An 11,589-nucleotide genomic window follows, 5' to 3' on the forward strand; every position below is an offset into this window, starting at 1 on the left:
ATCCCCCAATTCCCTATATTACACCCGCTTTACCCCACTTCATGCCTGCCCCCGTGCCGTGATACTCCACCCGCCACGTGGAAGGAGCGCGTATCAATATGTTGGGGATTGACCGCCGCTGGAAGACCCTGTTGCTGGTCGGAGCCAACCTGGTTCTGGCGACGGGGTTGGGCTGCCGGCGGGAGCTGCCCGAGCTCTTCGACCGCAATCAGGCGCCCGAGACCTACGTCACCGCGGCGCCGGTGGAGTCGCTGTTCGATGGCTTCCAGGTTCACCTGAGCTGGTACGGGCGAGATCCGGATGGGCAGGTCGCGTACTTCCTCTGGGCCTGGACCGACTCCTCCCGCGCGTACTTCGCGGCCTGGAACCCCGAGACCACCGCCGAGGATCGCATCCTGCGCGAGGGCCTCTTCGACGCCACGCACCTGACGACCCAGACCGACTCGGTCTTCACGATGCAGGCGAACGACAACGGCGGCACGTCCCGCGACGTGACCTTCAACATCACGGCGGTGGACGACCAGGGCAAGCGCGACCCGGTGCCCGCGCGGCTCTACTTCTATTCCAGCGTCGACGCGCGTCCGGAGATCATCTGGCTGCAGTCGCCGCCCGACACGCTGGACGCGGGCGAGTCCTTCTCCTGCCGCTTCACGGCCACCACCGAGAACGGCTACATCCTCGGCTACCGGTGGGCCTCCGGCGACGATCCGCAGTTCGAGCCCCGCACGGTGCTGGGCGAACCGCTCTGGACCTACCAGGTCGTGTCGCCGCCCGACGTCCCCGAGGGCCAGGCGAACGTCGACGCCAGGTACTACGGCCTGCAGGACTCCATGGCCGTCACGCTGGAATTCGACAACGACATCCTCGCCCAGGTGGAAGCCACCGACAGCCCGGCGGAGCTGAAGGATGCGGTCGACGAGATCAAGGCGCGCTACAAGTTCGGGACCTATCTGATCAAGGCCAAAGCCATCGACCTGGCCGGCGTCGAGTCCCTGCTGGACACCAATCTCGACCACCTGCGCGGCGTGGTGGCCCCCGTGCTCAACCGCGACCCGGACACCCGGCTGCGGCCCTGGGACGGCGCCGACGACTACCCGCTCTTCGTCCGCTTCAAGGCCTCCCCGCAGGACAGCTTCACGACCTACGGCGTGAACGCCGTGCGCGTGGACACCTTCCCCGACGGCAGTCCGGCGCCGGCGGGCTTCCACTACGCGGTGCAGGACACGCTGCCCTGGGGCGACAACACCTGGGTCCGCTTCTACTGGCAGGGCTGGGACGTGGACGACCCCCTCATCGCCAGCGATCCGGGCGATCCGCAGGGCGAGTACCAGAAGCCCAACCGCACGCGCTTCCAGATGGGCTACACCTGGAAGACGAACAACCTCAGCAACGCCTATCCGCTGAGCGCGGATTCGGATGGTCGCTATCCGGGCGGCGGCGCGGAGGGGTACCCGCAGGTCCTGGAGTTCGACCGCTACGGCGAGGCCGGCGCGGACTTCGAGATGAACATCATGCCGGTGAACTACATCGTCTACGGCTACAGCCAGGACTACTTCGACCGCGTGGACGGCACCCCTGCCACGGTGACCTTCAACGGCGGCTTCTCGTCGCACGTGGACAGCATCGTGCTGGGTTACGTGAACTCGACCACCACGGTGAACCTCACGACGCTGCCTCCCGGCGATCCGGTGCGGATCAACCTGCACGGTCAGTTCGTCCTGCAGCCCGGCGAGCGCGTGAACTGGGATTCCGTGGCCAGGACCTACACCGTGCTCCCGAACAGCGTGGGCGGCGCGCCGGACTTCAACAACGAGTTCAACCTGACCTTGACCTTCCATGGCCACGACGACGCGCGCAACGGCGAAGCGGCCCAGCTCGGCCGCGCCTGGTGGGATCTGGTGGACACCGACTTCAGCAACAGCAGCTTCCAGTTCGTCACCGACAAGTTCGAGCCGGCGAACGAGACCACCGTGAAGTTCTGGAGGGCCGTGTTCCCCGGCAACGCGGACCCGCCCGCGAGCGGCGGCTTCACCGTACAGCTCCGAATCAAGGAAGGCGTCTTCACGCTCTCCAACGGGCCGGCCGCCACGCCGCTCTACCTGGGACCCAAGACGTTCACCGGGAAGTTCTGCAACACGATCTCGTCCCAGGTGCTCACGGAGTACATCGAGGACGAGGCGCAGCGGCAGCTCGGCCTGAACAACATCGGGCGCGTGGGTCAGCCCCGCTCCGCGCCCCTGGACATCCAGTACATGGCCCCGTAGCGGGTCGATCGGCGCCGCGCGGACGGCGCCAAACACGGGAAGACACACATGCGCATCACGTCGATTCTGCTCCTTCTCTCGGCAGTGATCTGGGGGGCGGTGGGCTGCGACACCCCGGGGACGACGGAGTACGCCAACCGCGCGCCGGAGGTCTATCTCTCCAGCGGCCCGGCCAACAACGCGCCCAACGTCAACTACAAGGTGCACTTCTACTGGAACGGCTACGACCCCGACGGCCGGGTCGACCACTTCGAGTACCTGGTGACCAACGACGAGGTCACGGGCTCGCTGCTCATCGACGAGAACATCTACGACACGATCGCCGCGCTCGATCAGAGCTTCCCGGAAGTCGACTACAGCTGGAACTCCATCGAGGTGCACGACACGATCCTCTCGGTGAGCGCCGATTCCATTCCCGTGCAGGACGTCCCCGAGGACTCGATCTACTTCTACGGCAGCGATCGCTTCCTCTTCCGCGCGCACCACACGTTCTTCATCCGCGCGGTGGACGAGGACGGCGCGCACTCGACGATCCCCGCGCACCGCACCTTCACCGCCACCACCATCGCGCCGACCGTCGAGATCAACCACCCCGCCAACGTTGGCGCGCCGGGCGGCTACGACAACATGCCGCAGGACATCTTCTTCCAGTGGTCGGGCCGGGACTCGGTGGGCAACGGCACGATCATCGACCCCGACAGCACGCGCTTCGCGCTGCTCCAGAAGGGCGACTACGGGATCGACACCCAGTCCGGCGGCAGGCTGCTCGACCTGCCCTCCTCCATCTGGAGCAAGTGGCGGCAGTGGGACGAGGTCGACTCCCTCGACACCAACCTCGGCGGCCGCCGCGCGCTGGTGACGGGCCTGACCCCCTCGTCGGCCGGCGAAGGCCAGGGACTCTACCTGTTCCTGGTGCAGTCCAAGGACGAGGCGGGCGCGATCACCAGCCACTACCAGGACGGCACGAACCTCCGCAAGATTCGCGTTCTGGCCTCGCTGCAGCCCACGGTGACGGTCGAAGAGCCCGTGCTGGGCCAGCGCGTCAGCCGGACCAATCAGACCTACGACTTCACGATCGCCGAGGACCAGCCGCTGAACCTGAAGTGGAGCGCCAGCGCCGCGGAGTACGGCAGCGAGATCACGGGCTACCGCTTCGGCTGGGACATCCTGGACACGACCAACGACTCGGAGTGGAGCAGCTGGTCGCTCGCGAACACGTCCAGCCAGACCAGCTTCGTGTCGGGCACCCACGTCTTCTACCTGGAGGCGCGCGACTACTCCGGCACGACGACCCGCGTGGTCTTCCGTCTCTTCGTCGTGCCCTTCACCATGGAGCGCGAGCTGCTGCTCATCGACGACTACTCCAACGTTGCCACCGAGATCGGCTGGGGCACCTCGAACAATCCCCTGTACTGGGGCACCTTCGCGCACAACAACGCGCAGCAGAAGGCGTTCTGGGATCACATTCTGACCGAGTACCCCGCCTACGATCCGATCGTCGACTTCTTCCGGGTGAGCACCATCAACAACAAGCCGCCCTTCGAGGTGGTGGCGAGCTACAAGCGCCTGATCTGGGAGGTCAAGGAGCAGGGTGCCACCGAGTCGGGGCTGGGACGCGTGGCCCGCTTCGTGGACGCCTACAGGGGCGGCAGCGTGCCCTTCGACTACCTCTCGGCCTTCATGGGTCGGGGCGGCGAGGTGCTGCTCTGCGGCAGCGCGCCGGTGGTGGCCATGCTGCCGGGCACCGGGGACATGGGCACGGAAGGCTACGAGCGCAAGACGCCCATGGCCTTCCTCAAGCACCTCGGCTACTCGGGCGGCACCGCGAGCGAGTCCGTGGCGGCCGTCCAGCGCTTCCTGCCCTACCGCTACTTCGGCCTCGACGCCGTGGTGCGGGGATCGGACCCCGCGCCGAGGACCTTCACGTGGACCGGCCAGGACTGGACCACGACGCGCACCTTCTGGGGCCTCTACGGCGCGGGCTATCCCGGCAACGAGCTGGACGTGTATCCGAACACCGTGGGCTGGGCGCCGGCGGACACGCTGCGCTTCCGTCCGGAAGTCTACCAGTGGTTCACGGAGGCGGGGCCGCACTACAACGACCCCGAGGACTTCGACTGCCTCGACGGCAGCGATCCGGATCCCTTCGGCCTGGCCAACGTGGAGATCTACAACTGGGACTACTTCCGCAGCAAGTTCGACCCGCCGCTGAACTACCGCACGAACCAGTACATCCCCTTGCTCACCTACGAGCCGGCCGACTCCACCACGCGCTGGGGGTCTTCGCCGGTCCACCAGCACTGCTGGCTGACGGCCGCCGGCGAGTACTTTGACGAGCTCAAGTACTCCCTGCCCGCGGGCACGCACAAGCACGCGATCGCGGTGGTGTCGCAGCGCAACCCTGAGGCGCCCAGCGTGCTGCTGGGCTTCACGCCCTACTATCTGGCCCAGGACGAGGCGCAGGGCTTGGTTGATCACATCCTGATCGACATGTTCGGGATGGTGAAGTAACGAGGCATTGGACGGAGGGACGCCGCATCGTTCGGGAGTGGGACCTGATCACCGCGGCCCCTCCGTCGCTCATCGCAGCGGACCGGGGCGCCGGTCACAGCTAGGAAGGAACGGGACGGGATGAGCTACCCGCCGAGTTGGGCGCGACGGACGCGCCGTTGGACCTCGATCGCGCTGGGCCTGTCGCTGCTGACGACGCCCGCCGTCGCGCAACTCTGCGACCCCGGTGCGATGCCGCCGGCCGCCGTGTTCGCCGACACGTTGTTGCTGCCCGCACCCGACTGGAGCCTGACGCCCTTCTACCCGGTGGGGGGGACGCATCTCGACGCGGTGAGCAACGCCTACTACCTGCCGCAGACCGAGTTCACCTACTTCGGCCTGGCCGCGGAGTTCGACCCGCAGGAAGAGGACCCGCCGCACTACTTCCTGCCCGAGGGCTGGCGTACGCGGGACATGATCACCTTCGAATGGACGCGCCCCCAGGGCACGCAGATTCTTCGCGAGCCCTTGATCCGTGGCGGCGGCGTGTGGGTCCCGGATCCGGCGCCGGGCTCGGCCCCCGGTGACACGGTGCTGGTGACGCCCCAGCTTCAGGTCTACGGATCCTACACCGGCGATCGCGACCAGCTCTTCGTCTTCGAGTACAGCTCCGGCGCGCGGTTCATGGGCGACGTGGTGCCCAGCCCCAGCGACCCGTCCGTGGCGGCCTGGACGGCCAGCAGCCACACCATCGGCGGCGTGCTCTGGTACGACACGCCGCAGTACCTCATGGCGATCGGGGACACGCTGACGGTGAACACCGTGCTGAGCTGGAAAGAGAGCTACATGCCTCAGCCCGAGTTCGCCTACGCGCCCGGGGATCCCGCCCTGACCGGACGCTTCAATCTGTACTCCACCTACACGCGGGTGGCGGCGGACTCGGTGCGGCTGCTGGACACGAACATCGACTGCGCCTACGGCCTCTTTCCGAGCGCCTGGTATCCCAATGGGCAGTGGGATCCCGAGAGCGATCCCTCCGCCTACGGGATCTACGCGTCGTTCACGCCCGGGGTCATCGGCGACGGCTTCCGCTGGCGCCTCGTGGCCGAGGAGTTCGAGGGCTATCTCGTCTGGAGAAAGACCGTGGGCTCCAACGAGGGTTGGGTGAACATCTGGAAGATCTCCCGCAACGAGGAGCGCGACAAGCAGTACTGGTGGTGGATCGGCGGGGAGTTCAGCCCCAGCGCGCCGCCGCCGTACTACGGCTATGATCCCGTCACGCTGACGCCGGTCTTCGGCAACACCGACGAGCGCCTCTACCTGGACTTCGACGTGCACAACGGCTTCGAGTACAGCTACGCGATCACCTCCTTCGACCGCGGCTTCCGCCCCAACAGCGGCGAGAACGACCACTACGTGGCCAGCAGCACGGCCAAGGAGAATCTCGACGACGTGGCGGAGACGCTGGTCTTCAACCGTCCGGCCGGCGAGGTCCTCGAGAAGCACGTCTACTGCGTGCCCAATCCGCTGCGCACGGGCAAGAGCGCCTTCGACGACCCGAACTACCACAACTTCCCCGGCAAGGTGGTGCGGTTCGTGGGCGTTACCGCGAACACGCGGCTCAAGGTCTACACCGTGGCCGGCGATCTGGTCTTCGAGACGGAGAACCACGATCCCAATACGCGGAACGTGGTCTGGGACACGCGGAATCTGGCGGGCGAGTACGTGGCGTCGGGCGTCTACGTCTATCGCTGCGAAGGTCGGGGGAGCGACGAGGAGTACGGGCGGCTGGTGATCATCCGCTGACGCCCGCCCCACGGTCCCGACGGCCCTCCGCCCGGCACGGACGGAGGGCCGTGCGCGTGAAGGAAGGCAGCATGCGCGGCAGCATCAGGCCAGGATTTGCACTGCTGCTCTTCGTGGTGATCGCGCTGGCGCTGAGTTTCGGCTGCGGCGAGCGCATCCACGGCGACGCTCCGGCGAACCAGCCTCCCCGCATCGCGCTCTCGGCGGGCCCGCCCGAAGGCGATCCCGACAGCGGCTATCGCATCCACTTCTACTGGCACGGCTCGGATCCCGACGGACAGGTGGACCGCTTCCAGTTTCTCGTCAGCGACGATCGCGTCACCGGTCCGCTGCTGATCGACGAGGACATCTACGACACGCTGGATGCGCTGGGCTATCGCTGGGCGGATGTGTTCGGCCACGACAGCATCTTCACCGTGACCGCGGACTCCATCCCCGATCCGGCCGTCGACCCGCAGGACTCGCTCTACTTCTACGGCGACCACTTCCTGTTCCGCGCGCAGCACACCTTCTTCATCCGCGCGGTGGACCGGGAGGGTCTGGTCTCGCGCGTGCCGGCGCACCGAAGCTTCACGGCCACGAACGTGGCGCCCGAGGTGAAGGTCCGCTTTCCCCACGACATCGGCGGCGTGGGAGGCTACGACAACCTGCCGCCGGACGTCTTCTTCCAGTGGGTGGGCGACGACTCGGTGGGCGACGGCACGGTCATCGACCCGGACTCCACCCGCTTCGCGCTGCTGCAGCGCGGCGAGCTGGGTCTGGACAACCAGAACACCGGGCGCATGCTGTCCCTTCCCGACAGCATCTGGAGTCCCTGGCGCCACTGGCTGGAAGTGGACAGCCTGAACCCCGAGGTGAGCGGCCAGACCGCGCTGCTCACCGGGCTCACGCCCGCGGGACCCGACGGCGAGGGCTTCTACCTCTTCCTGGTCCAGGCCAAGGACGAGGCCGGCGCCATCACCAGCCACTACCGCGACGGCAAGAACCTGCGCAAGATGCGCGTGGTGGCCGATCTGCAGCCGCGCCTGACCATCTACGAGCGCTCCCTGGGGACGAACTACGTCAGCCACGAGCAGTTCTACGACTACGACGTGGCCGAGGGACAGCCCCTCAACCTCAGCTGGACGGCCTCCGCCGGCGAGTACGGCAGCGAGATCACGGGCTATCGCTACGGCTGGGACATCGTGGATCTGAACGAGGACGACCAGTGGACCAGCTGGTCGCTCGGCAACACGTCCAGCTCCGCGAGCTTCCCCAGCGGCACGCACAGCTTCACCCTCGAGGCCCGCGACTTCAGCGGCCGCAGCACGCGCGTCACCTACCGCTTCTTCGTCGTCCCCTTCACGATGGAGTTCCACCTGCTCATGGTGGACGACTACGACAACACGCCCTGCGAGAACCCCTTCCAGGCCTGGGATCAGGGCGCGCCCTTCACCTGGGGCACCTACCCGCACTCGAACACCCAGCAGTACGAGTGGTGGCGGATCGTGCTGGCGGAGTTTCCCGACTACGTGCCGGGCCGCGACTTCTTCCGCGTGACCGGCGTCGATCCCGTGCCGTACATGCAGGTGCTCGGGCAGTACCGGCGGGTGCTCTGGGAGGTGCGCGAGACGGAGCCCGGCGGCTCGGCAATCGCCCGTCTGGCCACGATGGTGGATCCCTACTCCTACGGCGGGGAGATCCCCTACGACTACCTGAGCTCGTTCCTCGAGCGCGGCGGCGAGCTGCTGCTCTGCGGCGTGCATCCCGTCTTCGCCATGCTTCCGACGCTGAGCCAGATGCACACCTCGCTCTACCAGCGGAAGAGCCCGATGGCCTTCCTGAAGTACATGGGCTATTCCGGCGGCTCTCCCAACGAGTCCGCGGCCGCCGTGCGGAACTTCCTGCCCTGGAAGCACCTGTCCCTCGACGCCGTCACCAAGGCCGTGGACGCGAACCCCCGCCTCTTCCCCGGCGCGAGCTCGGCGGACCTGCGCAACGCGCGCACGTTCTGGGGTCTCACGGGCATCGGCTACACCGGCGGCGAGCAGGACTCCTTTCCGATCGGCACGGGCTGGTCGCCGCCCGACACGCTGCGCTTCGCGGCGGACGTCTACGCGTGGTTCGAGGACGCCGGCCCCATCTTCAACCTGCCCTCGAGCTGGGACGATCCCGGGGCCGTCCACGAGGAGTTCGGCCTCTCCGACGGCGAGATCTACAACTGGGACCGCTTCGCCCAGTCCTTCACGCCGCCCGTGCAGCTTCGCGACAGCCAGCTGCTCCCGATGCTCCACTACATCCCCGCGGATTCGACCACCCGCTGGGGGACCGCGCCGACGGCGTCGCATCCCTACCTTCGCGGCGACGGCGGCCACTACAACGAATCGCGCTACGCCACGGGGATGGGCGTCCGGCACGCGATCGGCGTCGTGAGCCTCCACAATCCCGACGCGCCCAACGTGGTGCTGGGCTTCGTACCCTACTATCTGGATCGGGACGTCGCGCGCGGCCTCTTCGGTCACATCCTCGGCGACATCATGGGGATGCAGCACCGGTGAACTGGTGCGAGCTGGCCCGCGTGACGCGCTCCGGGCGCGAGGAGTCCCGCCACCGCGGCGCGTGGGCCCTGGTGGACGCCGCGGGCCGCATCCTCGACAGCCGCGGCGATCCCCGGCAGCCGATCTGGGCGCGCAGCAGCGTGAAGGCCTTCCAGGCGCTGCCGTTCGTCGCCCTCGGGCTGCTCGAGCGGCACGGCCTCGGCGACGCGCACCTGGCCGTCATCTGCGGCTCGCACAGCGGCGAGCCGCGGCACCGCGCGCTGGTCGCGGAGATCCTCGCCGCGGGCGGACTGGCCGAGCGCGATCTCGCCTGCGGCTACCACCGCCCCTTCGACGGCGCCAGCGCCCGCGAGCAGATCCGCCAGGGGGCGCCCGACAGCCCGCTCTATCACAACTGCTCGGGCAAGCACGCCGGCATGCTCCTGCTGGCGCGCGCGCTCGGGGCTTCCCCCGCGGACTACCGCGACCCCGAGGGCCCGGGGCAGCGCCTCATCCGCGACACGCTGGCGGCCTTCGCCGGCGGGATGCAACCCGAGCTGGGCTGGGACGGCTGCAGCGCGCCCAGCTTCCGCCTGCCCCTCGCCGCGCTCGCCCGGGCCATGGCCGCCCTCGTGGCGGACGACCTGCCCGCCGGCCTGCCGCGGCCCGAGCTCCCCTGGGCAGCCGCCGTGCGCCGCGTGATCGCGGCCCAGCTCGCGCACCCCGAACTGGTGGGGGGAAGCCGACGTCGGCTGGACACCGATCTGATGCGGGCGGGCGGCGGCCGGATCCTGGCCAAGAGCGGCGCCGAGGCCGTGGAGCTGCTGGCCCTGCCCGGGCGCGCCCTGGGGCTCGCCCTCAAGGTCGCGGACGGCTCCGATCGCGCGGTGGGACCCGTGGTCCTGGCGCTGCTGGAGCGCTGGGAAATACTCCGTGGAAAAGACTTGGAGAGAGTGGCAGAATGGCGGCACGCTGAACAGATTGACGCGTCGGGACGGGTGACCGGGCGGGTGGAGGTGCTGCCGGAAGGGCTGCCGACCGCCGCGGCCGGGCCCCCTCTCCGCTAGCCGCGCAGGAGGTAAGCATGGAGCGCTACATCGAGCCCTTCAAAGTCAAGGTGGTCGAGCCGATCCGGGCCATCACCCGCGAGGAGCGGGTGGCCGCCATCGCCCGCGCGGGCAACAACCTGTTCAAGCTGCGCGCCGACGAGATCTACATCGACCTGCTCACCGACTCCGGCACCAGCGCCATGAGCGACAACCAGTGGGCCGGCATCATGCTCGGCGACGAGGCCTACGCCGGCAGCCGCAACTACTTCAACTTCGAGCAGGCGGTGCACGACATCTTCGGCCTCGAGCACGTGATCCCCGTGCACCAGGGGCGCGTCGCCGAGAACCTGCTCTTCTCCACCGTGCTCGGCAAGGGCATGGTGGTGCCGAACAACAGCCACTTCGACACCACCCGCGCCAACGTGGAGTATCACGACGCCGAGGCCCTGGACCTGCTCTGCCCGGAGGGCCGGGACCCGCACCTGGTGGCCCCCTTCAAGGGCAACATGGACGTGGCCGCCCTCGAGCGTCTCATCGCCGAGAAGGGCACGGAGCGCATCCCCCTGGTGATGCTGACCGTCACCAACAACAGCGGGGGCGGCCAGCCGGTGTCCATGGCCAACATCAAGGCCGTGAGCGCCGTCTGCCGCGCGCACAAGCTGCCGCTCTTCTTCGACGCCTGCCGCTTCGCGGAGAACGCCTACTTCATCAAGAGCCGCGAGGAGGGCTACGCCGAACGCAGCGTCCCCGAGATCGTGGCCGAGATGTTCTCCCAGGTGGACGGCTGCACGATGAGCGCGAAGAAGGACGGCATGGTCAACATGGGCGGCTTCCTCGCCATGCGCGACGGGGAGCTCGCCGACCGCATCCGCAACCTGCTCATCCTGGTGGAGGGCTTCCCCACCTACGGCGGGCTGTCGGGGCGGGATCTCGAGGCCATCGCCCGCGGCCTGCGCGAGGTGCTCGACGAGCGCTACCTGCAGTTCCGCCTGGGCCAGGTGGCCAACCTGGCCGAGCAGCTCGAGGAAGGCGGGGTGCCCATCCTGCGGCCGGCGGGGGGGCATGCGGTCTACGTCAACGCGGGCGAGTTCCTGCCGCACATCCCGCCCACGGCCTTTCCCGGCCAGTCGCTGGCGGTGAACCTCTACATCGAATCCGGCGTGCGCGGAGTGGAGATCGGCACCCTGATGTTCGGGGGCAAGGATCCCGCCACGGGCGCCGAGCGGACGGCGCGGCTGGAGCTGGTGCGCCTCGCGATTCCGCGGCGCGTCTACACCACCATGCACATGAACTACGTGGCCCAGGCGCTCCTCGACCTCTACGAGAAGCGCGAGGAGCTGGAGGGGATGAAGATCGTCAAGGCCCCGCCCTTCCTGCGCCACTTCTCCGCGACCCTGGACTTCATCGAACAAAAGAGCGTTTCGGCCGTCTGAGCCGAGAGTGGGAGAGAGCGAAGCATGATCG

General features: G+C 68.1%; 6 protein-coding genes. All 6 read left to right on the forward strand.

Annotated elements, in window-relative coordinates; genetic code table 11:
- The first annotated feature begins 131 nt into the window (after positions 1–131).
- Complete coding sequence (locus H6693_11535) at positions 132–2,264, forward strand: hypothetical protein (GenBank protein MCB9516817.1); 2,133 nt, start codon at positions 132–134, stop codon at positions 2,262–2,264.
- Between the two features lie 48 nt (positions 2,265–2,312).
- Positions 2,313–4,775 (forward strand): hypothetical protein, encoded by a 2,463-nt coding sequence (locus H6693_11540; protein MCB9516818.1) that lies wholly within the window; start codon positions 2,313–2,315, stop codon positions 4,773–4,775.
- A gap of 120 nt (positions 4,776–4,895) precedes the next feature.
- Positions 4,896–6,560: a hypothetical protein gene (locus tag H6693_11545; protein MCB9516819.1), complete on the forward strand. Its 1,665-nt coding sequence runs from the start codon at positions 4,896–4,898 to the stop codon at positions 6,558–6,560.
- 71 nt (positions 6,561–6,631) lie between these two features.
- Complete coding sequence (locus H6693_11550) at positions 6,632–9,097, forward strand: hypothetical protein (protein ID MCB9516820.1); 2,466 nt, start codon at positions 6,632–6,634, stop codon at positions 9,095–9,097.
- The gene (locus H6693_11555) at positions 9,094–10,143 is read left to right on the forward strand and encodes an asparaginase (GenBank protein ID MCB9516821.1); all 1,050 of its coding nucleotides are present in this window, start codon (positions 9,094–9,096) and stop codon (positions 10,141–10,143) included. Before H6693_11550 ends, H6693_11555 begins: the two co-directional genes overlap by 4 nt.
- A 17-nt stretch (positions 10,144–10,160) precedes the next feature.
- Complete coding sequence (locus tag H6693_11560) at positions 10,161–11,558, forward strand: tryptophanase (GenBank protein ID MCB9516822.1); 1,398 nt, start codon at positions 10,161–10,163, stop codon at positions 11,556–11,558.
- Positions 11,559–11,589 lie beyond the last annotated feature (31 nt).

The sequence above is a fragment of the Candidatus Latescibacterota bacterium genome (assembly GCA_020633725.1).
In the GTDB taxonomy this organism is placed as follows: domain Bacteria; phylum Krumholzibacteriota; class Krumholzibacteriia; order JACNKJ01; family JACNKJ01; genus VGXI01.

Excerpts from the sequence above, each read along its gene's own strand:
- H6693_11545 (MCB9516819.1), top strand. The coding sequence starts at position 4,896 with ATGAGCTACCCGCCGAGTTGGGCGCGACGGACGCGCCGTTGGACCTCG.
- H6693_11540 (MCB9516818.1), top strand. The coding sequence starts at position 2,313 with ATGCGCATCACGTCGATTCTGCTCCTTCTCTCGGCAGTGATCTGGGGG.
- H6693_11550 (MCB9516820.1), top strand. The coding sequence starts at position 6,632 with ATGCGCGGCAGCATCAGGCCAGGATTTGCACTGCTGCTCTTCGTGGTG.
- H6693_11560 (MCB9516822.1), top strand. The coding sequence starts at position 10,161 with ATGGAGCGCTACATCGAGCCCTTCAAAGTCAAGGTGGTCGAGCCGATC.